Here is a 24,503-nt window from a genome sequence, read left to right on the forward strand (position 1 = left end):
ACACATCAAGGACGCCATGAGCCAGCAGCCTTCCGCCGCACCGGCCCCCACCTCCGCCTCCGCCTCCGCCACCGCCACCGTCGCGGGGCGCCGCGACTGGTGGCGGGACGCGGTCATCTACCAGGTGTACCCGCGCAGCTTCGCCGACAGCAACGGCGACGGCATGGGCGACCTGGAGGGTGTGCGCACCCGCCTGCCGTACCTGCGCGACCTCGGCGTGGACGCCGTGTGGCTCAGCCCCTTCTACGCCTCGCCGCAGGCCGACGCCGGCTACGACGTCGCCGACTACCGGGCCGTCGACCCCATGTTCGGCTCCCTGCTGGACGCCGACGCGCTGATCCGCGACGCCCACGGGCTGGGGCTGCGCATCATCGTCGACCTGGTCCCCAACCACTCCTCCGACCAGTACGAGTGGTTCAGGCGCGCCCTCGCCGAGGGCCCCGGCTCCCCCTCCCGGGACCGCTACCACTTCCGCCCGGGCAAGGGCGAGAACGGCGAACTGCCGCCCAACGACTGGGAGTCCATCTTCGGCGGCCCCGCCTGGACCCGGGTCACCGAGCCCGACGGCACTCCGGGGGAGTGGTACCTGCACCTGTTCGCCCCCGAGCAGCCCGACTTCAACTGGGAGCACCCGGCCGTCGGCGACGAGTTCCGCTCCATCCTGCGGTTCTGGCTGGACATGGGTGTCGACGGCTTCCGCATCGACGTCGCCCACGGCATGGTGAAGGCCGAGGGCCTGCCGGACCTGGGCTCCCACGACGAGCTGCGGATGCTGGGCAACGATGTCACGCCGTTCTTCGACCAGGACGGCGTCCACGACATCTACCGCCAGTGGCGGACGATCCTCGACGAGTACTCCGGCGAGCGGATCTTCGTCGCCGAGGCCTGGACCCCGACCGTCGAGCGCACCGCGAACTACGTCCGCCCCGACGAACTGCACCAGGCCTTCAACTTCCAGTACCTGGGCACCCACTGGGACGCCGAGGAGCTGCGCACGGTCATCGACCGCACCCTGGACGCCATGCGTCCCGTCGGCGCCCCCGCCACCTGGGTCCTGTCCAACCACGACGTCACCCGGCACGCCACCCGCTTCGCCAACCCGGCGGGCCTCGGCACCCAGCTCCGCCTGGCCGGCGACCGCGAGGTGGGCCTGCGCCGCGCCCGCGCGGCCACCCTCCTCATGCTGGCGCTGCCCGGCTCGGCCTACGTCTACCAGGGCGAGGAACTCGGCCTGCCGGACGTCGTCGACCTCCCCGACGAGGTGCGCCAGGACCCGGCGTACTTCCGCGGCGCCGGGCAGGACGGCTACCGCGACGGCTGCCGGGTGCCGATCCCCTGGACCCGCGAGGGCTCCTCGTACGGCTTCGGTGACGGCGGCAGCTGGCTGCCGCAGCCGGCGAACTGGGGCGAGCTGAGCGTCGAGGCGCAGACCGGCGAGGCCGGCTCGACCCTGGAGCTGTACCGCGCCGCGCTGGCGGCCCGCCGGGAGCAGGCCGACCTGGGCGCGGGCGACACCGTCGAGTGGCTGCGCGCCCCCGAGGGCGTCGTCGCCTTCCGGCGCGGCGAGTTCGTGTGCGTGGCCAACACCACCGGCGAGTCGGTGCCGATGCCCGCGTACGGGCGGGTGCTGCTGGCCAGCGGCGAGGTGACCGAGGCGGCCGGCGAGGCGAAGGTGCCCGCCGACACGACGGTGTGGTGGACGACGGCCTGACCGCGCGTTTCTCCGTCCGAAGGGCCGAGGGTCCGCCGCTTCCCGCCCGGGAAGCGGCGGACCCTCGCCGTCTGCGGCGGCCACATGCCGCCCGTGCGCGTGGCCGCCTGACCGCTTGCCCACCTCACACGTCGGTGCGGATCACCACGTCCAGGGTGCGCGGGCCGTGCACGCCCTCGACGCGCTCCAGCTCGATGTCGGAGGTGGCCGACGGGCCGCTGATCAGCGTCGTCGGACGCTCCGGAACCAGCCGGGCCACCGCCTCCGGCACACCGACCGTCACCGACGACAGGTCGACGACACACACATGCAGGTCGGGGACGAGTGACAGCGCCCGCCGGCCCTGGTCGGACGAGCCGTCCAGGAAGATCGTGCCGGTCTCCGCGCAACTGACGGCGGAGGCGGTCACCACCGCGTCCAGCGCGTCGAGCGCGGGGGCCGGGATGTCCGCCGAGTCCTTGCGGACCTCACCGTCGTAGGCGCCCAGCCAGGCCGGATCCAGCCCGGCCGGCACCCCGACCCTCCGGGCTCCGCGCTCGCGCAGTACCTCCGCGACGACGGCCGCGGTGCGGTCGGCCGTGCACGGGTGCACCCGCGCCTTGTAGTCGACCAGCCGGTCCGTGAAGAGGGCGAGCCGTTCCTCGTCGGGCAGGGTGCGGCCGGTGCGGTAGGCGCGGGGGACGGCCACCTCGGGTGCGCGGGAGAGGGCCAGGGCGTCCCGGACCCGTCCGAGCACCGTCTCGCGGGCGGTCACCGTTTCCGTCACCGCTCCTCCTCGGGGTCGTGGCGGCCGTCGGGGCCGCCGGGGACGTCGGGAGCCGCCTCGCTCCGCCGGGCGCTCTCGCCCTCCACGGCTGCCGCCCGCAGGGTGGCCGCGCCCTCGGCGGAGGCCAGCCAGGAGCGGAAGGTCCGCTTGGGCGGGGCCGGGGTGTCCCGGCTGTCGCTCCAGCTGTCGAACGGCGCCGGGAGGTGCGAGAACGTGCCGTCCCGCCCGGCCAGTACACGGCCCGCTCCGGCCGCCTTCTGCGCGGTGGTGAACAGCTTCGGCCGCTTCATGACCGTGGCCGCGGCCTTCATCGCCAGCTTCTCCGCCGTCACTCCGGACCGCTCGGTGTGCTGGTGGCGCAGCTCGACCAGGAGGGACGGAATGTCGATCTTCACCGGGCAGGCGTCGAAGCAGGCACCGCACAGGCTGGAGGCGTACGGCAGTGAGCTGTTGGGGTCGTCCTTGGCGGCGTGCATCCCGGCGAGCTGCGGGGTGAGCACCGCGCCGATCGGTCCGGGGTAGGTCGAGCCGTAGGCGTGGCCGCCGGTCCGCTCGTACACGGGGCAGACGTTGAGACAGGCCGAGCAGCGGATGCAGTTGAGGGCCTCGCGCCCGATCCGGTCCGCGAGCGCTGCCGTGCGTCCGTTGTCGAGCAGCACCAGATGGAACTCCTGCGGCCCGTCGCCCGGGGTGACCCCCGTCCACATCGAGGTGTACGGGTTCATCCGCTCACCGGTCGACGAGCGTGGCAGCAACTGCAGGAACACCTCCAGGTCCTGGTAGCGGGGCAGGACCTTCTCGATGCCCATGACGGTGATCAGCGTCCGCGGCATGGTCAGGCACATCCGGCCGTTGCCCTCGGACTCGACCACCGACAGGGTGCCGGTCTCGGCGATCCCGAAGTTGGCGCCGGAGACCGCCACCGGGGTCGTCATGAACTTCTCGCGCAGATACGCGCGTGCCGCCGCCGCCAGATGGGCGGGGACGGAGTCGAGGTCCGGGTCGACACCCGGGATCTCCCGAAGGAAGATGTCGCGGACCTCGTCGCGGTTGCGGTGGATCGCCGGGACCAGGATGTGCGACGGCTTGTCGTGGGCGAGCTGCACGATCAGCTCGGCCAGGTCGGTCTCGTACGCCGTGATGCCCTGGTCCTCCAGGTGCTCGTTGAGCCCGATCTCCTGGGTGGCCATCGACTTGACCTTGATGACCTCGTCGCTGCCGGTCTCCCTGACCAGCCGGGTGACGATCTCGTTGGCCTCCGCGCCGTCGCGCGCCCAGTGGACGGTGCCGCCGTGCTCGGTGACCTTCCGTTCCAGCTGCTCCAGCAGCTCGGGCAGCCGGTTCATGGTGTCCGTCTTGATCGCCGAACCGGCGTCGCGCAGCGGCTCCCAGTCGGGCAGTTCGCCGGTGACGGTGAGCCGCTTGGCGCGGATGGTGTGGGTGGCCCTGCCGAGGTTGCGGCGCAGCTGCTCGTTGCGCAGCTCGTCGCGGGCGGCCTCGGGGAACTTCCGGTCGCCGCGCAGGTTGCCCGTCCCGTACGGGGAGCGGGGTGGGGCGGCGGGCATGCCGAGGAAGGTGCTGCTCATCGGGCGGCCTCCGTCAGGGCGTACGGCGAGGTACGGGTCGCGGCGAGGATCTGTGCCAGGTGCAGGGTGCGCGTACCTGCCTTGACGCGGGACAGCCCGCCGCCGATGTGCATCAGGCAGGACGAGTCGCCGGCCGTGCACACGTCGGCCCCGGTGCCGGTGACGTTGCGCATCTTGTCCTGGAGCATGGCGGAGGAGGTCTCGCCGTTCTTGACCGCGAAGGTGCCGCCGAACCCGCAGCAGGCGTCGGCCTCGGGCAGCTCCACCAGGTCGATGCCGTCGACCGCCCGCAGCAGCCGCAGCGGCTTCTCACCGACCCGCAGCATCCGCAGCGAGTGGCAGGTGGGGTGGTACGTCACCCGGTGCGGGAAGTACGCGCCGACCTCCGTCACGTCCAGTACGTCGACGAGGAACTCCGAGAGCTCGTACGTCTTGGTCTTCACGGCGGCGACCCCGGCGCGCAGCGCCGCGTCCCCGTACCGCTCGGCGACGATCTCGTGCTGGTGGCGGACCGAGCCGGCGCACGAGCCGGACGGCATGACCACCGCCTCGATCGACGGGTCGCCGAACTGCTCGGCGAAGCCCCGCACCAGAGGGACCGGTTCGCGCTGGTAGCCGGTGTTGACGTGCATCTGACCGCAGCAGGTCTGCTCCGGCGGAAACACCACGTCGTGCCCCAGGCGGGCCAGCAGCACCGCGGTGGATTTCACCGCCTCGGGGAAGAGCGTGTCTCCCAGACAGGTGGCGAAGAGTCCGATGCGCATGGGATCTCCTCGATCGTTCGTGTGGTCGGACCATACTAGCCTCGGTCCAAAGTGAGAAGGGGGATTCTTTGGTCGGACCTTATTGACATGCGACATCTTCAGTGACCTACTGAGAAACCGTTCGTCAGTGACAGGGCGCCCAGGCCGCTCGGGGCCCGGGGCACCCGGCACCGGCGGGCGCGCAGAACCCAGGAGGAGCACTTCCGTGACCACCGCGCCACCGGCCGCCCTAGCGGCCTTCACCCCCGACGTGGCCGCCGTCGGGGGCAGCCTCGCCGCCACCGCCCTGCTGGGACTGGTCCCCCTCGCGGCCTTCTTCCTGCTGCTGATGGCGGCCAAGCGCCCCGCCCTGCAGTCCGCGCTCGGTGCCCTGCTCGTCGCACTCCTCGTCGCGGTCCTCGGTTACGGGATGCCCGTGCGGCTCGGCGTCCTGTCCGCCACCCAGGGCGCGGTCTTCGGCCTCTTCCCGGTGATGCTGATCGTCGTCGCCGCCATCTGGTTCTACGAACTCACCGTGATCAGCAAACGCTTCGAGGACCTGCGCCGCTCGTTCAGCGCCGTCGGCCGGGGCGATCTGCGCGTCCAGGCCATGCTCATCGCCTTCTGCTTCGGCGGGCTCCTGGAGGCCCTCGCTGGCTTCGGCGCCCCCGTCGCGATCACCGCCGCGATGCTGATGGCTCTCGGGCTGCCGAAGCTCAAGGCGGCCGTGACCGTCCTGCTCGCCAACACCGCGCCGGTCGCCTTCGGCGCCATGGCCATCCCCATCACCACCGCCGGCAACCTCACCTCCATCCCGGCCGAGGACATCGCCGCGGTCGTCGGCCGGCAGAGCCCGCTGCTCGCCCTCTTCGTGCCCCTGCTGCTGCTCTTCGTCGTCGACGGACGGCGCGGTGTCCGGCAGTTGTGGCCCATCGCCCTGGTCACCGGACTCGTCTTCGCCGTCGCCCAGTTCTGGTGCGCGTCCCACTTCGCGTACGAGCTCACCGACGTCGTCGCCTCACTCGCCGGCTTCGCCGCCGCCGTGCTCATGCTGCGCTTCTGGGCCCCGAAGACCCCCGACGACCAGCGCTCGCAGGTGGAGCCCGAGCCGCTGACCCCGCGCCGGGTCACGCTGGCCGTGCTGCCGTACGTCCTGGTGATCGCGATCTTCGGCCTCGCCAAGCTGAACGTCGGCGGACTGGACATGCCCAAGCTGCTCGGCAGGATCACCCTCGAACTGGACTGGCCCGGCCTGTACGGCAACCTCCTGGCCCCCGACGGCTCCCCGGCCGGCAGCGCGGTCTACAAGCTGGAGGTCCTGGGCAACCCCGGCACGCTGCTGATCATCTCCGGCCTGCTCGTGATGCTCGTCTACGGCCTGGTGGGCGACACCGACCGTTACCCGATGAACGTCCGCATGGGCCTGGCCGCGGCGGGGCGCACCCTGAGGAACATGCGCACCGCCATCGCCACGGTCGCCACCGTGCTGGCGCTGGGTTACGTCATGAACCAGTCCGGCCAGACCGTGGCCATCGGCACCTGGCTCGCCGCCGTCGGCGGACTCTTCGCCCTGCTCTCACCGGTCCTCGGCTGGCTCGGCACCGCCGTCACCGGCTCCGACACCTCCGCGAACGCCCTGTTCGCCACCCTCCAGCAGACCGCGGGCCAGGGTGCGGGGATCGACCCGACCCTGCTGGTCGCCGCCAACACCTCCGGTGGCGTCGTCGGCAAGATGGTCAGTCCGCAGAACCTGACCATCGCCGCCACCGCGGTCGAACAGCCGGGCTCCGAACGCGTCCTGCTGGGCAAGGTCGCCGGATACAGCATCGCGATGCTGGCCATCCTGTGCGTACTGGTCTATCTGCAGTCGCTGCCGGTGCTGTCCTGGATGCTGCCGTAGCCGCACCGGTCGCCGGGGCCTGCTCCGAGTCCGGGAGCGGGCCCGGGACAGGCCCTAACCGTTGACCAGCGTGCCGTGGAAGCCGCGGATGTGCTTCTCGGCCAGGTCGGCGGCCTTCGCGCCCTCGCCGGCCCGCACCAGTCGCAGCAGCTCGGTGTGCTCGGCGTTCAGCGCGGCCGCCGTGGCGGGCCAGTCCTCGGCCGCTTCCAGGGCCCGCAGGATCAGTGGACGTACCGACTCGCGCACGGCCGAGGTGAGGGTGGAGGTGAGCTGGTTGCCGGAGCCGCGGGCGATCTGGACGTGGAACCGGGTGTCGAGGTCGTTGAACTCGGGCACCTCCACATGCGGGTCACTCATGCTCGCGACGAGTGCCTCCGCCTCGTCGAGATCCTCCGCCGAGGCGTGCTCCGCGGCCGCCTCGAAACTGGAACGTTCGAGCACCACGCGGGCCTCGAGCACGTCCTCCAGGCCGTAGCTGCCCAGGGCGAAGTGCAGGCGCAGCAGCCGGCCGAGCGCGTCGTCGGGGTTGCGCACGATCCGCGCGCCGGCGTCGGGCCCCCGGCCCACCTGCGCGACCAGCACTCCGATCGTCTCCAGCACCCGCAGCGCCTCGCGCAGCGCGGACCGGCTGACACCGAGGACGGGCGCCAGCTCGCGCTCCGGCGGCAGCCGGTCCCCGGCCTTGAGCTCCCCGGCCAGTACCCGGTCCTCGATGCTCTGGAGCACGAGCTCGTGAGTGCGGGACTGCCGCACGGGTTGCCACTCGACAGGCATCCGCCACTCCCTCGCTCGGCCGGACGGTCCTCAGCTCAACTATGTCACACAACGCATGTGGTCTGACCAAACCGTCCGGGATGTCCCTCTCGCCCCGAGTCCGCGGCAACCCCCGGCATCCGACCTGCATCCCCGCCCGGCATCCCCGCCCGGCATCCCCGTCCGGCGCGCGGGCAAGTCCGGCTGGTGAGCGGGGTCATGGGCAGGGGGCATGGGCAAGGGTCGTGAAAATTCTTTCTGTTACTTTCATGGACCTTGCCGCAACTCTTGCGGCAGCGCTACGGTCTCGCCGGGGTCGGACCCGATCGAGTTGTAGTCGCAAGGAGTTCACGCCTGTGATACCGAGATGGCCGGTGCCTGTCGCGCGCCGCACCGTACGAGCGAGACGGGTCGCGGCCGTCACCGTGGCCGCGCTCGCCGCAGCCCTTCTCCCGCCCCTCGCCGCGCGGGCCGACGCCCCGCCCGCGCCGCCGTCCGACGCGAAGCTGGCCAAGGCGGACGCCCGCCACGACCTCACCCGCGAGCACTTCTACTTCGTCCTGCCGGACCGTTTCGCCAACGGCGACACCCGTAACGATCGGGGCGGCCTGACCGGCACCCGGCTCGCCACCGGCTACGACCCCACCGACAAGGGCTTCTACCAGGGCGGCGACCTCAAGGGCCTGACCCGGAAGCTCGACTACATCAAGGGCCTGGGCACCACCTCCATCTGGATGGCGCCCATCTTCAAGAACCAGCCCGTCCAGGGCACGGGCGAGAACGCCTCCGCCGGCTACCACGGTTACTGGATCACCGACTTCACCCAGGTCGACCCGCACTTCGGCACCAACCAGGACCTCGAGAACCTCATCGACAAGGCCCACGCCAAGGGCATGAAGGTCTTCTTCGACGTCATCACCAACCACACCGCCGACGTCGTCGACTACGAGGAGAAGTCCTACGACTACCTCTCCAAGGGCGCCTTCCCGTACCTGACCCGGGACGGTGAGCCCTTCGACGACGCCGACTACGCGCAGGGCGAGAGCCGGTTCCCCCGCGTGGACGCCGGCTCCTTCCCGCGCACGCCGGTCGTCCCCGCCGCGAAGAAGGACCTCAAGGTCCCGAAGTGGCTCAACGACCCCGGGATGTACCACAACCGCGGCGACTCCACCTGGGCCGGCGAGTCCGCCACCTACGGCGACTTCTCCGGCCTCGACGACCTGTGGACCGAACGGCCCGAGGTCGTCGACGGCATGGAGAAGATCTACCAGCGGTGGGTCAGGGACTTCGACATCGACGGCTTCCGGATCGACACCGTGAAGCACGTCGACATGGAGTTCTGGACGCAGTGGGCGACCGCGCTCGACACCTACGCGGCGAAGAAGGGCCGGGACGACTTCTTCATGTTCGGCGAGGTCTACTCCGCCGACACCGCCGTCACCTCCCCGTACGTCACCCAGGGCCGCCTGGACTCCACACTGGACTTCCCCTTCCAGGACGCGGCCCGCGCCTACGCCTCCCAGGGCGGCAGCGCCAAGAAGCTGGCGGCCGTCTTCGGTGACGACTGGAAGTACACGACCGACAAGGCCAACGCGTACGAGCAGGTCACCTTCCTCGGCAACCACGACATGGGCCGCTTCGGCACCTTCCTCAAGCAGGACGCCCCGCAGGCGACCGACGCCCAGCTGCTGAAGAAGGCGCGGCTCGCCAACGAGCTGATGTTCCTCAACCGGGGCAACCCCGTCGTCTACTACGGTGACGAGCAGGGCTTCACCGGCGCGGGCGGCGACAAGGACGCCCGCCAGACCATGTTCGCCTCCCGCACCGCCGACTACCTGGACGACGACCAGCTCGGCACCGACCGCACCCACGCCGACGACGCCTACGACACGAGAGCACCGCTCTACAAGCAGATCGGTGCTCTCGCGGGGCTCCGCAAGGCCCACCCGGCCCTCGCCGACGGAATCCAGACCGAGCGCTACGCGGCCGACGGCGCCGGTGTCTACGCCGTCTCCCGCACCGACGCCGGGAGCGGCACCGAGTACGTCGTCGCCTTCAACAACGCCGACGACGCCAAGAAGGCCACCTTCGCGACCGGCTCGGCCGGCATGACCTTCCGCGGCCTCTACGGCACCGACGACGTCGTGAAGTCGGGCGCCGACAGCAAGGTCACGGTCACCGTCCCGGCCGGGTCGGCCGTCGTCCTCAAGGCCGCCGGCCCGCTCGCCGAGCCCGCGACCGAGCCGACGGTCACCCTCACCGCACCCGAGCCCGGCGCCACCGGCACCGTCGAGCTGACCGCCGACGTCGACGGCGGACAGCTGAACCGGGTCGTCTTCGCCGCCCAGACCGGCGACGGCAAGTGGCGCACCCTCGGCTCCGCCGACCACGTCCCCTACAAGGTCACCCACACCATCGCCGAGGACACCCCGGCCGGCACCGCCCTGCGCTACAAGGCGGTCGTCGTCGACTCGGCGGGCCGTACCGCGAGCGCCACGGCCGCCTCCACGACCGGCACCCCGCCCGTCGAGCAGCCGCCCTCCGCCGGCTCCCGCGACCACGCGATCGTCCACTACAAGCGGGAGGACGGGAACTACGACGACTGGGGCCTGTACGCCTGGGGCGACCTCGCCGACGGCGAGGCGACCACCTGGCCCGACAGCCACCCCTTCACCGGCCGCGACGCCTACGGCGCCTTCGCCTACGTCAAGCTCAAGCCCGGCGCGAGCAACGTCAGCTTCCTCGTCGTCGACAAGGACGGCGACAAGGACGTCACCGCCGACCGCACGATCGACGTCACCCGGACGGGCGAGGTGTGGATCGAGCAGGGCAAGGAGCAGGTCACCACGGAGCGGCCCGAGTATCCCGCCCAGGACAAGACGAAGGCCGTCCTGCACTACCACCGCGCCGACGGCGACTACACCGGCTGGGGCCTGCACGTCTGGGGCGACGCCGCGAACCCCACCGACTGGTCGAAGCCGCTGATGCCGGTGAAGACTGATTCCTATGGCGCGGTCTTCGAGGTACCGCTCACCGAGGGTGCCGGCAGTCTCAGCTACATCGTCCACAAGGGCGACGAGAAGGACCTCCCCACCGACCAGGCCCTGGACCTCAAGGCCGACGGCCACGAGGTGTGGCTGGTGAGCGGCGAGGAGAAGTACCTGCTGCCGCAGCCGGCCGGCTCGGCGGCGGCCGTCGACCTCACCACCTCCAAGGCGATCTGGATCGACCGGAACACCGTCGCCTGGAACGGCTCCGACGGCGCCGCCTCCACCCAGCTGCTCGCCTCCCGCAGCGGCTCGGTCAAGGCCGAGAACGGCACCCTGACCAGCGACGACGAGACCGCCTGGCTCCGCCTGTCCAAGACCACCCTCACCGATGCCCAGAAGGCGAAGTTCCCGCACCTGAAGGAGTACACCGCCTGGACCGTCGACCCGCGCGACCGCGACCGGGTGCGTGAGGCCCTGCGCGGCCAGGTCGTCGCATCCCAGCGTGCGGCCAACGGTGCCGTGCTCGCGGCGACCGGCGTGCAGATCGGCGGCGTCCTGGACGACCTCTACGCGGCCGCCGCGACCAAGGCCGACCTCGGGCCGACCTTCGGCCATGGCCGAAGCGGCCGGCCCACACTGTCCGTGTGGGCGCCGACCGCGCAGAACGTACGCCTGGAGATCGGCGACCGCACCGTCCGCATGCGGCGCGACGGCGACACCGGCGTCTGGTCCGCCACCGGTCCGAAGTCCTGGAAGGGCAAGGCCTACCGCTACGTCGTCGACGTGTGGGCGCCCGAGGCCGGCGAGGTCGTCACCAACAAGGTCACCGACCCGTACTCGCTCGCCCTGACCACCGACTCCGAGCGCAGCCTCGTCGTCGACCTGGACGACCGGAAGCTCGCCCCACGCGGCTGGGACGGCTACGACAAGCCCGAGGCTGTGCCGCTGAGGGACGCCCAGATCCAGGAGCTGCACATCCGCGACTTCTCCGTCGCGGACCGGACGGCGGACCCGGACCACCGGGGCACCTACCTCGCCTTCACCGACAAGAAGAGCGACGGCTCCCAGCACCTGCGCGAGCTGGCCGAGGCGGGCACGTCGTACGTCCACCTCCTGCCCGCCTTCGACATCGCCACCATCCCCGAGAAGAAGTCCGACCAGGCGACCGTCGACTGCGACCTCGGCGCGCTCCCGGCCGACTCCGACAAGCAGCAGGAGTGCGTGGCGAAGGCCGCCGCCAAGGACGCCTACAACTGGGGCTACGACCCCTACCACTACACGGTCCCCGAGGGCTCCTACGCCACCGACCCCGACGGCACCGCCCGCACGGTCGAGTTCCGCGAGATGGTCAAGGCCCTCAACGAGGACGGCCTGCGGGTCGTCATGGACGTCGTCTACAACCACACCGCGGCGAGCGGCCAGGCGAAGACCAGCGTCCTCGACCGGATCGTGCCCGGCTACTACCAGCGGCTCCTCGCCGACGGCTCGGTGGCGAACAGCACCTGCTGTGCCAACACCGCCACCGAGAACGCCATGATGGGCAAGCTCGTCGTCGACTCGGTCGTCACCTGGGCCAAGGAGTACAAGGTCGACGGCTTCCGCTTCGACCTCATGGGCCACCACCCGAAGGCCAACATCCTCGCGGTCAGGAAGGCCCTCGACGCGCTCACCCTCAAGAAGGACGGCGTCGACGGCAAGAAGATCATCCTGTACGGCGAGGGCTGGAACTTCGGCGAGATCGCCGACGACGCCCGCTTCACCCAGGCCACCCAGAAGAACATGGCCGGCACCGGCATCGCGACCTTCTCCGACCGCGCCCGCGACGCCGTGCGCGGCGGCGGCCCGTTCGACGAGGACCCCGGCGTCCAGGGCTTCGCCTCCGGTCTGTACACCGATCCCAACCCCGCCGCGGACAACGGCACCCCGGCCGAGCAGAAGGCCCGCCTGCTGCACTACCAGGACCTCATCAAGGTCGGCCTGACCGGCAACCTCGCCGGCTACACCTTCACGGACACCGACGGCAAGGAGGTCAAGGGCTCCGAGGTCGACTACAACGGCGCCCCCGCCGGATACGCCGAGGCCCCGGGCGACGCCCTCGCCTACGCCGACGCCCACGACAACGAGACCCTCTTCGACGCGCTCGCCTTCAAGCTGCCGAAGGACACGTCCGCCGACGACCGGGCCCGTATGCAGGTCCTCGCCATGGCGACCGCCGCCCTCTCCCAGGGCCCGGCGCTCTCCCAGGCCGGCACCGACCTGCTGCGCTCCAAGTCGCTCGACCGCAACTCCTACGACAGCGGCGACTGGTTCAACGCCATCCACTGGAAGTGCGCCGACGGCAACGGCTTCGGCCGCGGGCTGCCCCCGGCCGCCGACAACCAGGACAAGTGGCCGTACGCCAAGCCTCTGCTGGGCTCGGTGCAGGTCGGCTGCCCGCAGATCACGGGCGCCTCGGCGGCGTACCAGGACCTGCTGAGGATCCGTACGACGGAGAAGGCTTTCTCCCTCGGAACGGCCGAGCGGGTGCAGTCCCGGCTCTCCTTCCCGCTGTCCGGCAAGGACGAGACGCCCGGCGTGATCACCATGACCCTCGGTGACCTGGTCGTCGTCTTCAACGCCACGCCGGAGCGGCAGGAGCAGCGTGTCGCCGCACTCGCCGGGACCGAGTACGGCCTGCACCCCGTGCAGGCGACGGGCGCGGACGCCGCCGTGAAGTCCTCGTCGTACGCGAAGGGGTCCGGCACGTTCACCGTTCCGGCGCGCACGGTCGCCGTGTTCACCACGTCCGGCTGACCCCGTAAGGAGCTGCGGTTAGTGTGAGCCCTTCTGACCTGGACAGGAGGGCTCATGCCGCAAATCCTCGTTACCCGCACCGGAGGCGACGAAGTCGACTGGGAGGGCTTGGCGACCGCGCTGAACAGGCTGGCCGTCGAGAAGGCGGGCGCGCGACTGGAAGCGTGCAAGACCCACGTCTTCCGCGGCGAGGACCTCGCGGTCGGCGCCGATACCGGCTACGACCAGGTCCTCGCGCATGTCACGTTCGGCCTGCTCGCCGGACGCAGCGACGAGACGAAGGCGCAGCTCACCGAGGCGGCGGTGGACCTCATGCGCACCTTCATAGGGCCTCAGGACGGCCGCCGGGCGTATGTCTCCGCCGAGGTCCGCGACCTCGACCCGTCCTACCGCAAGGCCGAGTTCTAGTCCCTGGACGCCAGTGAGACCAGCCGGGTGGCGAGGTCGGTGAACGGTCCGTCGCCCGGCTCGTCCCCGAACAGGCCGCCCAGCAACGCCGCGAGTTCCTCGTCGCGGGCGGCGGCGACGGCGGCCAGCGCGGCGAAGTCCTGCACCAGCTGCGTCTCCAGCTCCTCGCGCGGCACGCGCCGCCCGTCCAGCCAGATCAGGGCCGTCGACTCGGCGAGCGAGATCCAGGAACGGACGACCAGCTCCAGACGCGCGGGCGGATCGGTGACGCCCAGGTGCGAAAGGATCTGGACATACGCGGCCTGCCGTACGGAGTCCACGAGCGCGTTGGCCGTGGACGAACCCACCGCCGGCCCACCGCGCATCAACGCCGAGAACCCGGGGCCGTGCTCGTCGACGAAGTCGAAGTAGCGGCGCATCACCCGCAGCAGCCGCGCGCCCAGCGGACCCTCGTGGGGCTCCACGAAACGGGCCGCCAGATCGTCCGAGGCGCGTCGCAACGCGGCCTCGTACAGGCTGAGTTTGCCGGGGAAGTAGTGGTAGACCAGCGGTCGTGAGATGCCGGCGGCCGTCGCTATCTCGTCGATGGAGACCTCGTCGGGCGAGCGGCGGCTGAAGAGATCGAGCGCGACGCCTATCAGCTGCTGCCGGCGCTCCTCGACGCCCATTCTGCGGCGTACCCCGGTAGTCATACGAACACCCTACCGATCGAATCCGGCCTCGAACGGCCCGGACCGAACATCGGTGTTCTACCGCAGACCGCCGATCGTCCGCCCGTCCTCCAGAGTGCCCTTCAGTTCGGCCCGCGCGCCCTGCTCGGCCTTCGCCGTCAGCAGGTTTCCGTCGGCCAAGCCGCTGATGCCGCCGGTCGCCTCGACCGACCTCGTGTCCCGGCCGCCGGCGGCGAGCAGGTACCAGTGCCCGCCCTCCGACTTCCACAGCACCCCGGCCAGCACCTGCGGGTCGCGCTCGCCGCACGCCGGTACGTCCTGCGCCTTCGCCGCCACCGCGCCCTGCACCCCGCCCGGCGTCCGGAACTGGGCCATCACCCGCGCCCCCGCACCCCGCCAGGTCTCGGCCCGGGTGCACACCCATTCCCCCGACCCGGTCGAGTCGGGCAGCGGCTGCGTCGCGAACTCCCAGGCGTTCACCGAACGCACGCCCTGCCCGCGCACCGCGCCCAGCGAGCAGGCGTACGGCGCCCAGGTGCCCAGCGCCTCCGCGCCGGCGGCGTCCTTCACCGAGCCGGGGCGGCCGGTGGTGAGACGGGCCGGGACCAGCTCGCCGAGGTCGGTCACCAGGCGGGTGTCCGAGCCGTCGGTCAGCTCCAGCACGTTCCAGGAGGTGCAGGCACCGGACTGCTCCCGCACGGGGCTGGCCACCGTCGAGGTCACGCCGTCGGTCAGCGTCAGGTCCCGCGCCTGCGCATCCGGGTCGGCGAGATCCCGCCCGGCCGCCTGGGTCACCCAGGGCGCCGTCAGATAGCGGACGTTGCCGTCGGCCCGGCCCAGGACCACCGCGTTCGCCTCGGCCCGGCCGGCTCCGTCGGTGCGCGCGAAGTCCAGGGCGGCGCCGGCCGTGCCGTCCTTCGGCTCGGCGTACCTGGCGATGCGCAGACCGTCGTGCAGGATCACCACGCGCGCGTTGTCGACGTTCCCGGCGTACAGCAGCTGCGGCGGGCCGGCCGGGCCGCCGGTCGGGGTGCCCGGTGTCGCCGAGACCCCCACGCTCTCGCCGGGCCGGGCCCAGACGGAGAGGGCACGGCGCAGCAGCTCCTGGTCGCCGGTGAGGTCACCGCGGGCCGGCCACACCGAGAAGTCGGTGCGCGCGGAGGTCTCCCACGCGGCCGGGGCGGCCTTCGTCAGCTCGGCGGGGTCGAGGGCGGCCTCGGCCGCCGGGTTCCGGGCGTAGGGCGGGGCGGCGGCGCCGTCCGGCCCCCAGCCGTCGCCGGGCAGCCCCAGCAGCGCCCCGCACACCACCAGGGCCGCCCCCGCGACCAGCGCGGCCTTCGTGTGCTGCCGGCGGCGCATCAGGTCGGTCGGCCGGGCCTGCAGCGAGCAGGGGTCGAACTCGGGGGAGCCCAGCAGGGCGTGCCGACCGGGCACCTCGGTGGCCTCCCGCATCGCGGCGTCCGCGTCGGCGACCCCGGCGGCCCCGAGCAACTGCCGCACCTCACCGTCGGAGAGCTTCTCCAGGCCCCGCAGCACGTACGCCGCCCGGCCCGGCGCGGAGAGAGCGGACAGCCGCTGGTCCAGGGCGAGTTCGTCGGCGCCGCCGGAGCGCGGGAACAGCCTCAGCCCGCGTACCTGGGGCAGCAGCGGCGGCAGCTGGGCCCGCTTGGGCCACGCCCGCCGCCGGAGCGGAAGGCCCGCCTCCAGCGCCGTACGGATGACCCGGAGGCGGACCAGGGCGTAGCCGGGGTCGACGTCGCGGCCCGTCGACTGGGCCGGGATCACGGGTGTCGTCGTCCGGCCGCGGGGCAGCGCTCGCTGGGTGAGGGCGTGCGCGGTCAGGACACGGCGGCTCCGGCCGAGGCCCGGCGGCAGCACCAGATAGGCGAGCCGGACCAGGCGCGGATAGTGCTCGACGAGCGCGGCCTCGGCCTGCTCGACGTCGACGACCGGGCCGGCCGGGGAGGTGGAGGACGGTGCGGGGCGCGGGGCGACATCCTGTGACTGCACGTTCAGCAGAACGAGCGAATCGGTGGATGGTCACCGTGCCCGGGTCAGTCCTCCGGCTCCACCAGGGCCCGCGCGTAGGCGGCCATCGACCGCTGGTAGCGCGGCAGATGGGGCGCGAGGGCGCCGAGCACCAGCGACAGGCCCTCGCGGTCGCGGCCCATGCTCGACAGGCAGAGCGCGAGCACGGCCCGTACGGCGTCGTCCAACTCGTCCGACGGCCTGAGCAGCTCGGGCGACAGCAGCTTGACGCCCTCCTCCGGGTGCCCGGTGTTCCGCAGGGAGCTGGAGAGCTGGATCTTCGCCCGGCGGCCCTTGTGACCGCTGACCTCGCCCAGCCCGCGCGCCAGCGCCTCGCGGTACAGCGGCACGGCCCGGTCGGAGTGGCCCGTGGAGTCCCAGGCGCAGGCCCGCTCGAACAGGCCGAGGGGACTGCCGGCGGGCAACTCGTCCGCGAGGGCGTCGATCTCAGCCCGGAAGGCGGCGCCGTCCTCTTCGGCGACGCCGTCGAACCTCGCCCACGCGGCGGCCACCCGGTCTTCCCAGTCCTGGTCCACGGCGCCACTTTCGCACGGGCGTGCTCCGAAGGGCACCAGGACCGCTGAATACTTCGCGTCCCGGGGCCGTATCGATGACGAGAGCCCTCGCCGGGGCTTCGTGCGGCATGTCGCCACAGCGGACCGGAGGAACACATGAGGCTGACCCGACCGATGCTCGCGCTGGCCGGAGCGGCGGCGGTACTGGCGCTGACGGGCTGCGGATCCGACGGGGACGGCGAGGCGGCCGTGCCCGAGACGGCGACCGGCAGCCTGGAGCACCTGGCCGCCGAGGCGCGGTGCGCCCCGAACATGCAGACCGACGCCGACACCATCCGTCAGGCCATCTGCGAGAAGGGCGACGAGAAGTACGTCCTCGCCACCTTCGCCACCGACCGCGGCCAGCGCGAGTGGATCAACACGGCCAAGGACTACGGCGGTCACTACCTCGTCGGCCGCAAGTGGGTCGCCGTCGGCCACGAGGACGTGGTGGCGGACCTGCGCGGCACGCTCGGCGGGATCCTGGAGCAGGGCACCCGGCACGGCGGCGGCCACGCGCCGGGTCACGAGGGGCACGGCGGCTGACCCGTACGGGGAGGCGAAGGCGGAGGGGGCCGGTGGCGAACGCCGCCACCGGCCCCCTCCCTCGGCCCCCGGAGGGCTACTGGCAGTCCTCGCCGCTGTTGATGCAGTCGACCACCTCGTTCATCAGGTCCTCGTCCATGACGTTGATGAAGTCGTTGTGATCGGTGATCGGCTTGTGCAGCTGCTCCGGGAAGCTGTCCACGGCGTACGGATTGCGCACCGAGCCGTTCTCGACGGTCGGCGTGGGGATGTCGTACACCAGGCGGATCTGCAGCTGGGGGATGGCCTGGAAGCCGTTCGCGCAGCTGCCGTCCTGCTGGACGAACGCCATGTGGTCACGGTGGTTGGCGCTGTCGATGTTCTGGCCGTCCCAGCAGCTCTGGAAGTTGGCCGTGCGCACCACCTGGCTGCCCTCGGGGCAGAGCGGGTACTTGTCGGTGATCTGCCGGTCCTCGAAGCCGGTGCAGCTCCACGAACTGTTGGCGTTCGCGTCACCGTTGGTGAAGGACTTGGCGTCACCGGTGATGATGCGCAGGAACCTCGGCATGGCGACCACGTCGCTCCGCTGGTTGCCGACGAACTTCAACTCGGCCTGGGCCGGCTGCAGGATCCTGCCGATGTTGCCCTCGGCGCCACCGCCCAGGTCGTCCGCGTCGAACTCCTCCGTACCGTCCTGGAGGCGCAGCACCGGCCAGTAGTAGGTGGACCTGTCGCCCTGGTTCCGGCACGAGGTGTCGGCGTTCGCCAGGTCCTCGTCGCTGGAGAAGGCGTCGTTGTCCTGGTTGCCGACGTAGTCGTGCACGTGGTGCGCGCCGTTGTCGACACCGGGGGCGGCGATCAGGTTGTCACTGTTGAAGACGTCGTTCTCGTTGACACCGCAGTCCGAGGTGAAGGTGCCGGTGGAGCCGCCGTCGCCGTCGGCGGCCAGGCCGTTCTGGCTGTTGCGGGAGTTCGGCTCGACGTCGTTGATGTCGATGAAGTCGTCGGCCACCGGACCCGCGACGCCGTTGCCGTTGTCGTCCTGGTTCTGGCCGTCGTCCTGACCCTGGCCGTCGCCGTTCTGGCCGTCGCCGTTCTGTCCGTCGCCGTTGTCCTGGCCGTCTCCGTTCCGCGGCTGCTCCGCCGGCCGGCCCTGGCACTCGGCCAGTTCGTCCAGGTTCTCGTCGGCCCGGCCGCCGGCCCGGTCGATCTCCAGCTGGATCCGGTCGATGATCGCCTTCCGGCGGTCCCCCAGCGGGCCGAGAATGGTGTTCTGGACGTACCGCGAGTCACCGGCCTGCGCGCGGCGCGTGGTGGCGAGGCGCTGGTAGGCGTTGGTGATCTGGCTGTCCATCGTGGCCAGTCCGCCGTCGACCTCCCCGCGCGCCCGGTCCGGCACGTCGGAGATCTGCTGGCCGACGTCGGGACAGTCGATCGTCGCGACCTGCGCGGCGGCGGAGCGTGTCCGGTCGTGTGCCCGGTTCTCCTCGTGCGCCGAGGCGTTGAAGTTGGCCCAGAGCAGGCCGCCCCCGCCGACCGCCAGGGCCGCGGCCCCGGCGACGACCTTGGTGGCCAGCGGCGTACGGCGTTTTCTTGTGTTGCGTCCCATGGAACTCCTCTGACTTCCTTGCGGGGCATCGAGGGCGCCCGACAGGAGTGAAGCGGCTCCCCTCCATACGGAGGCCGTCCCAGGGGTGTTCACCCGTCCCGGGAATTGCCGGGCCCTTGGGGACGGGTGGGATCGGTGGCGGGGTCAGCGGCCGCGGTCCAGGTACGCGAGAACCGCCAGTACACGGCGGTTGTCGTCGTCCGAGACCTCGAGGCTCAGCTTGGCGAAGATGTTCGCCGTGTGTTTCGCGATCGCCCGTTCCGTGACGACGAGCTTGCCGGCGATCGCCGCGTTGGTCCGCCCCTGCGCCATCAGCTCCAGCACCTCCCGCTCCCGGGGGGTGAGCCGCTCCAGCGGCCGGTCCTCCGCCGCACGCCGGCTGAGCAGTTGCTGGATGACCTGCGGGTCCATCGCCGTACCCCCCGCCGCCACCCGCCGTACCGCGTCCACGAACTGCTCCGCGTCGAACACCCGGTCCTTGAGCAGGTACCCCACCCCGCCGCTGCCGTCGGCGAGCAACTCGCGCGCGTACAGCTGCTCCACGTGCTGGGAGAGGACCAGGACCGGCAGCCCCGGCCGCTCGCGGCGGGCCTCGAGCGCGCACTGCAGGCCCTCGTCGGTGAGCGTGGGCGGCAGGCGTACGTCGACGACGGCCACGTCCGGTTCCAGTTCGGCCAGCGCCCGGGACAGCTCGGGGCCGGTCTCGACGGCCGCGGCGATCTCGAAGCCGTGGGCCTCAAGGAGCCGGACCAGTCCGTCGCGCAGCAGGAACAGGTCTTCGGCTAGGACAACGCGCAAGGGATCTCCATGGTGACCATGGTGGGGCCGCCCGCGGGCGAGCTGACGGCCAGGACGCCGTCGAATGTACCGAGTCGGCGCTCCACCCCGGCCAGGCCCGACCCCGCCCCGGGCGCCGCACCGCCCTTGCCGTTGTCGGTGACGGCGATGCGCAGCTGACCCTCGGCGTGGTGCACGTCGACCCAGATCCGGTCGGCGCCGGAGTGCTTCACGGCGTTGGTGAGGATCTCGCTGACCGCGAAGTAGGCGGCGGACTCCACGGGAGCGTCGGCGCGGCGGGGCAGGTCCACGTCGACCTCGACGGCGACGGGCAGCCGCAGCGCCAGGGCCCGTACGGCGTCGCCCAGGCCGCGTTCGGCGAGCACCGGCGGGTGGATGCCGCGCACCAGCTCGCGCAGCTCGGTCAGGGCGTCGGCGGAGGACTGGCGGGCCTGCGCGAGGAGTGCCCGGGCCTGCTCCGGGTCCTTCTCCAGCAGCGTTTCGATGGTGCCGAGGTCCATGCCCATGGCGACCAGCCGGGCCTGCGCCCCGTCGTGCAGGTCCCGCTCGATGCGGCGCAGTTCGGCGGCGGAGGTGTCGACGGCGTCGCGGCGGGTCTCGGTCAGTACGCGCACCCGCTGGGCGAGTTCTTCCTGGTCCGAGCCGAGGACCGCGCCGGTGAGCCGGAAGTGGGCGCGCAGCAGGAGCGGGCTGAGCCAGTACGCGCAGACGAGGAGGACGGCGCCCAGGGCGGCGGCGTAGAGCGCGGTGGTCTGGTCGGAGACGGGTACGAAGCCGTACCAGTAGGTGTCGGACCAGACCCGCCACAGTCCGGCCGCGATGGCGAACCCCTCCAGCGGGTAGAAGGGCAGCGCGAAGGCCAGCAGCGCGGTGACGAAGCCCGCCGTCATGTCGACCGGGAGCCAGATGAAGTCCCGCCAGGTCGCCGGGTCGCCGAGCATTCCGAAGGTGCGCGCCCACGGGTTGGCGTTCTCGGGCAGCGGCCGGTACGCCCGCTGGATCCGTACCCCGCCCCACTCGGCGGCGAGCAGCCGGCGCCAGTCCGCGAACATCCGCACGCCCGTCAGCACCCAGGGCGTGGTGACGAGGCCGATCCCGATCGGGACGAGCGCGATGGACACGAGGGTCAGGCAGAAGCACAGCACCGCGCCGGGCAGCGAGATGAACGTCAGCGCCAGTCCTCGCACGGCCGACAGTGCCATGTCGCGTGTCCGTGAGGGTGTCCGCCGGTCGGTCTGCCGGTCGTCGCGCTTCGTCTGGATGTTCATGCCGTCAGTCTTACCGAGGCGACGGCACGGGTCACTGGGCCGAACCCCCGGGGCAGGGGGTGGTGACAGGTACACCTAGGGGGTGTCGTCGGCCCCGAGGACCTTCGTCTCCGTCTCGGGGTCCAGTCCGACCGGCGGCCGGTCCGGGCGCCTGGGCGCCGTGCCGCCGATGTCCCGCAGCCAGGTCCAGGTGTCGGCGACGGTGTCACCGGCCGGGCGGCAGTTCAGGCCGGTCGTCAGTGCCCGGGAGACGTCCGCGCCGTGCAGGGCGTCGTGCAGGTCGCTGCCCGGCGGTGTCCACACCGGTAGCTGCGTCCAGGGCTCGACGCCGGCGGCGAGGACGTCGTCGGGGGCGGTCCAGCGCAGCTCGGCCGGGCCGCCCGTGGCCGCGACGCAGGCTTCGAGCAGGGCGCCCATGGTGGTGTGCCCCGGTGGGGAGACCAGGTTGTACGGGCCGCTCAGCTCCCGTTCCACCGCGCCGAGCACCCAGTCGGCGAGGTCACGGACGTCGATGTACTGGAGGGGGAGGTCCCGGGGGCCCGGCGCGAGTACCGGGCCGCCGCGTGCGACGCGGTTCAGCCACCACGGCAGCCGCCCGATGTTCTCGTACGGGCCCAGGATCAGCCCGGAGCGGACCAGCACCGAGCGGTCCGCGCCGAAGGCGTCCAGGACGGCCAGTTCGGCGCCCCGCTTGTCGCGGGCGTAGTCGGTCTGCCCGGCGTCCGCCGAGGCGCCCTCGACGAGCGGGGCGTCCTCGGTGTACCCGGCGGGCGGGGCCCAGGCGTACACCGAGCAGCTCGACACGTACACGTACCGGCCGGCGCGGCCCCGCAGCAGCCGCGCCGTGTCCCGCACCGCGTGGGGCGCCGCCGACCAGGTGTCGACGACGGCGTCCCACGCGCCGTCGGCCAGGGCGGCGAGCCCGTCGGGTGCGGTGCGGTCGCCGCGCAGTGTCCGCACCCCGGGCGGCGGCGCGTGCCGGCCGCGGTGGAAGACGGTCACCTCCCAGCCGCGTCCGAGCGCCGCCTCCACCACGGCCCGCCCCACGAACTCCGTACCGCCCAGCACCAGTAGCCTCATGCGGGCCACTCTGCCCGGCGCGGGGGCCGCGGGGAATATCCGTCTGCCGACAGCAGAGGCTCAGCGGCCCTTGGGCGGCGTGTACTTGTAGCCGACGCGCCGGACGGTCTGGATCGTCCGGCGGTGCTCGGAGCCGAGCTTGCGGCGCAGCCGGGCCACGTGCACGTCGACGGTGCGGCCGTCGCCCACGTGGCCGTACCCCCACACCGTGGTGACCAGCTGGTCGCGGGTGTGCACGCGGTGCGGATGGGCGACGAGATGGGCGAGCAGTTCGAACTCCAGGTAGGTCAGGTCGAGTTCGCGGCCGTCCACCGCGGCGACGCGGCGCGCGGTGTCGATCCGGACGAGCGGGTCGCCCGGCCGTCCGTCGGTGCCCTCCCCGGTGTTCTCCGGTGCGGCGCCGGGCACGCCCACCGGCGGGAACGGAGGCTGCTGCTGGTCGGCCGGGACCAGCACCAGGTAGCCGACCATCGGAGGCCGGCCGGGCAGCGGGGGCAGGGCGTGCGGCGGAGCGGGCAGCCAGGTGGCGCCCGGCGGCAGCAGGGCCGCGACGTCCACCACCTCGTCGCGGTCGACGGCACGCAGCCGGTGCCGGTGGTCGCCGGCGCCGGGGAGGGCGGTGGCGGGGAGGGCGGTGGCGGAGGCGGGGGAGTCGAGGGTGACGGTGGACAGGGAACGGGTGGTCGCCATGAGACGTCAGCTCTTTCGCGCGAGAGGTTCGTCGGGAGGGGCGACGGGCGCGATGTCGTGGTCGGGCGCGTCGCGGGACGTACGTCGTGCGCGCCGGGCGAAGGCCTGGGGGTACGGCTTTCTAGCGGGCCGGCGCGTTCGTCGCGCGGCAACAGACCCGGTCGAAGTCGTCGTGCTGACGGGAGGGCCAGAAGGGTTCGAGGTCGTGGCGACCCGTCACCGCGTTCTTCCGGAAGCCGACCATGGGCCCATTGAAGCAGACGGTGGCGCGGGAGAGGAGAGGTCTCTCACTGGGTGGACGCCGACCGGCGTGCGGCGGGCCCGGCCCGGTCGTCCCGCACGGTGGCGACGCGAAGGGGCGTCCACCGTCGTGGTGGACGCCCCGGTACGCGATTCGGGCGCGGATCAGACCTGGCCGGCCTTCTCCAGCGCGGAGCAGCAGGTGTCCACCATCAGGCGGGTCACCACGTACGGGTCGACGTTGGCGTTCGGACGGCGGTCCTCGATGTAGCCCTTGCCGTCCTTCTCGACCTGCCACGGGATGCGGACCGAGGCACCGCGGTCGGAGACGCCGTAGGAGTACTCGTTCCACGGCGCGGTCTCGTGCAGGCCGGTCAGGCGGTCGTCGATGCCGGCGCCGTAGTTCTTGACGTGGTCCATCGGCTTGGAGCCCTCACCGAGCGACTCGCAGGCGGTGATGATCGCGTCGTAGCCCTCGCGCATCGCCTTGGTGGAGAAGTTGGTGTGCGCGCCCGCGCCGTTCCAGTCGCCCTTGACCGGCTTGGGGTCCAGGGTGGCGGAGACCTCGAAGTCCTCGGCGGTGCGGTAGAGCAGCCAGCGGGCCACCCACAGCTGGTCGGAGACCTCCAGCGGCGACAGCGGGCCGACCTGGAACTCCCACTGGCCCGGCATGACCTCGGCGTTGATGCCGGAGATGCCGAGACCGGCCTTCAGGCAGTTCTCCAGGTGCGCCTCGACGATGTCACGGCCGAAGATCTCGTCCGAGCCGACACCGCAGTAGTAGCCGCCCTGCGCGGCCGGGAAGCCGCCCTCGGGGAAGCCGAGCGGGCGGGCGCCCTTGAAGAAGGTGTACTCCTGCTCGATGCCGAAGACCGGCTCCTGCGCGGCGAACCGCTCGGCGAGCTCGGCCAGCGCGGCACGGGTGTTGGTCGGGTGCGGGGTCATGTCCGTGTCCAGGACCTCGCACAGCACCAGGATGTCGTCGCCGCCGCGGATCGGGTCGGGGCAGGAGAAGACCGGCTTGAGCACGCAGTCCGAGGAGCTGCCCTCGGCCTGGTTGGTGGAGGAGCCGTCGAAGCCCCAGAGCGGCAGGGCGTCCAGACCGGCGGGGGCGTCCGTGATGATCTTCGTCTTGGAACGGAGCTTGGCCGTCGGCTCGGTGCCGTCGATCCAGATGTACTCGGCCTTGAAGGTCACGGGGACACATCCTTCGGGTGGGTCTGGGCGCACTGCGGGTGCTGCGGCGCTGCGGCATCGGGGCGCCGCTCTACTGCCGTGCAGCGTGCCAACAGGCGATTTCCCGTCCGTTGCCCGTATGTGAACCCCGTGTTACCTGGGGTCGGTGTGGCGCGTCTCTCAAGGCTCCCGCCCGGCCTCGGCCCGGACCGGT

At 71.9% G+C, this 24,503-nt stretch carries 19 protein-coding genes; 5 read left to right on the forward strand and 14 right to left on the reverse strand.

The features are described 5' to 3' along the window. The first annotated feature begins 16 nt into the window (after positions 1-16). The gene (locus QC283_RS23965) at positions 17-1,711 is read left to right on the forward strand and encodes a glycoside hydrolase family 13 protein (RefSeq protein WP_279563706.1); all 1,695 of its coding nucleotides are present in this window, start codon (positions 17-19) and stop codon (positions 1,709-1,711) included. A gap of 124 nt (positions 1,712-1,835) precedes the next feature. On the opposite strand, the gene QC283_RS23970 is transcribed toward QC283_RS23965, so the two are convergent. From QC283_RS23970 to QC283_RS23980, 3 genes are read right to left on the reverse strand one after another with little or no spacing between them, the layout of a single operon-like run. Next, complete coding sequence (locus QC283_RS23970) at positions 1,836-2,477, reverse strand: LutC/YkgG family protein (RefSeq protein WP_279563707.1); 642 nt, start codon at positions 2,475-2,477, stop codon at positions 1,836-1,838. Further along, positions 2,474-4,063: a lactate utilization protein B gene (locus tag QC283_RS23975; protein ID WP_279563708.1), complete on the reverse strand. Its 1,590-nt coding sequence runs from the start codon at positions 4,061-4,063 to the stop codon at positions 2,474-2,476. The genes QC283_RS23970 and QC283_RS23975 overlap by 4 nt, the downstream gene beginning before the upstream one ends. Beyond that, positions 4,060-4,827 (reverse strand): (Fe-S)-binding protein, encoded by a 768-nt coding sequence (locus tag QC283_RS23980; RefSeq protein WP_279563709.1) that lies wholly within the window; start codon positions 4,825-4,827, stop codon positions 4,060-4,062. The genes QC283_RS23975 and QC283_RS23980 overlap by 4 nt, the downstream gene beginning before the upstream one ends. A 205-nt stretch (positions 4,828-5,032) precedes the next feature. Between QC283_RS23980 and QC283_RS23985 the strand changes: the two genes are divergently transcribed. Beyond that, positions 5,033-6,706 (forward strand): L-lactate permease, encoded by a 1,674-nt coding sequence (locus QC283_RS23985; protein ID WP_279563710.1) that lies wholly within the window; start codon positions 5,033-5,035, stop codon positions 6,704-6,706. 54 nt (positions 6,707-6,760) lie between these two features. Here the strand turns inward: QC283_RS23985 and QC283_RS23990 are convergent, their stop codons facing one another. Then, the gene (locus tag QC283_RS23990; RefSeq protein ID WP_279563711.1) at positions 6,761-7,480 is read right to left on the reverse strand and encodes a FadR/GntR family transcriptional regulator; all 720 of its coding nucleotides are present in this window, start codon (positions 7,478-7,480) and stop codon (positions 6,761-6,763) included. A gap of 335 nt (positions 7,481-7,815) precedes the next feature. Here QC283_RS23990 and pulA point away from each other — a divergent pair, with 335 nt between their 5' ends. Next, positions 7,816-13,242, forward strand: a complete 5,427-nt coding sequence (pulA, locus tag QC283_RS23995) for a pullulanase-type alpha-1,6-glucosidase (RefSeq protein WP_279563712.1) — start codon at positions 7,816-7,818, stop codon at positions 13,240-13,242. 54 nt (positions 13,243-13,296) lie between these two features. Then, positions 13,297-13,650 (forward strand): 5-carboxymethyl-2-hydroxymuconate Delta-isomerase, encoded by a 354-nt coding sequence (locus tag QC283_RS24000; protein WP_279563713.1) that lies wholly within the window; start codon positions 13,297-13,299, stop codon positions 13,648-13,650. Here QC283_RS24000 and QC283_RS24005 read toward each other — a convergent pair. The 3 genes from QC283_RS24005 to QC283_RS24015 are packed head-to-tail and all read right to left on the reverse strand — an operon-like array spanning position 13,647 to position 16,885. Continuing rightward, on the reverse strand, positions 13,647-14,342 hold the full coding sequence (locus QC283_RS24005; protein WP_279563714.1) for a TetR/AcrR family transcriptional regulator: 696 nt from the start codon (positions 14,340-14,342) through the stop codon (positions 13,647-13,649). The two genes, QC283_RS24000 and QC283_RS24005, sit on opposite strands and share 4 nt — an antisense overlap. A gap of 57 nt (positions 14,343-14,399) precedes the next feature. After that, positions 14,400-16,331 (reverse strand): hypothetical protein, encoded by a 1,932-nt coding sequence (locus QC283_RS24010; RefSeq protein ID WP_279563715.1) that lies wholly within the window; start codon positions 16,329-16,331, stop codon positions 14,400-14,402. Between the two features lie 44 nt (positions 16,332-16,375). Continuing rightward, positions 16,376-16,885, reverse strand: a complete 510-nt coding sequence (locus QC283_RS24015) for a tetratricopeptide repeat protein (protein ID WP_279563716.1) — start codon at positions 16,883-16,885, stop codon at positions 16,376-16,378. A 135-nt stretch (positions 16,886-17,020) separates the two neighbouring features. Here QC283_RS24015 and QC283_RS24020 point away from each other — a divergent pair, with 135 nt between their 5' ends. Then, on the forward strand, positions 17,021-17,449 hold the full coding sequence (locus tag QC283_RS24020; protein ID WP_279563717.1) for a hypothetical protein: 429 nt from the start codon (positions 17,021-17,023) through the stop codon (positions 17,447-17,449). Between the two features lie 76 nt (positions 17,450-17,525). Here the strand turns inward: QC283_RS24020 and QC283_RS24025 are convergent, their stop codons facing one another. From QC283_RS24025 to glnII, 7 genes are all read right to left on the reverse strand, one after another. Beyond that, entirely contained in the window at positions 17,526-19,037 is a 1,512-nt protein-coding gene (locus tag QC283_RS24025) for a DUF1996 domain-containing protein (RefSeq protein ID WP_279563718.1), read from the reverse strand. Between the two features lie 144 nt (positions 19,038-19,181). After that, the gene (locus QC283_RS24030; RefSeq protein ID WP_279563719.1) at positions 19,182-19,835 is read right to left on the reverse strand and encodes a response regulator transcription factor; all 654 of its coding nucleotides are present in this window, start codon (positions 19,833-19,835) and stop codon (positions 19,182-19,184) included. Continuing rightward, entirely contained in the window at positions 19,820-21,103 is a 1,284-nt protein-coding gene (locus QC283_RS24035; protein ID WP_279563720.1) for a sensor histidine kinase, read from the reverse strand. Before QC283_RS24035 ends, QC283_RS24030 begins: the two co-directional genes overlap by 16 nt. A gap of 75 nt (positions 21,104-21,178) precedes the next feature. Continuing rightward, entirely contained in the window at positions 21,179-22,183 is a 1,005-nt protein-coding gene (locus tag QC283_RS24040; RefSeq protein ID WP_279563721.1) for an SDR family oxidoreductase, read from the reverse strand. Positions 22,184-22,243: 60 nt separating this feature from the next. Beyond that, positions 22,244-22,873: a winged helix-turn-helix domain-containing protein gene (locus QC283_RS24045; RefSeq protein WP_279563722.1), complete on the reverse strand. Its 630-nt coding sequence runs from the start codon at positions 22,871-22,873 to the stop codon at positions 22,244-22,246. 121 nt (positions 22,874-22,994) lie between these two features. Continuing rightward, the gene (locus QC283_RS24050; protein WP_279563723.1) at positions 22,995-23,117 is read right to left on the reverse strand and encodes a hypothetical protein; all 123 of its coding nucleotides are present in this window, start codon (positions 23,115-23,117) and stop codon (positions 22,995-22,997) included. 161 nt (positions 23,118-23,278) lie between these two features. Beyond that, positions 23,279-24,310, reverse strand: coding sequence for a glutamine synthetase (glnII, locus tag QC283_RS24055; protein WP_279563724.1), 1,032 nt, complete (start codon positions 24,308-24,310; stop codon positions 23,279-23,281). Between the last annotated feature and the right edge of the window lie 193 nt (positions 24,311-24,503).

The sequence above is a fragment of the Streptomyces sp. DH41 genome (genome assembly GCF_029813785.1).
Lineage (GTDB): Bacteria > Actinomycetota > Actinomycetes > Streptomycetales > Streptomycetaceae > Streptomyces.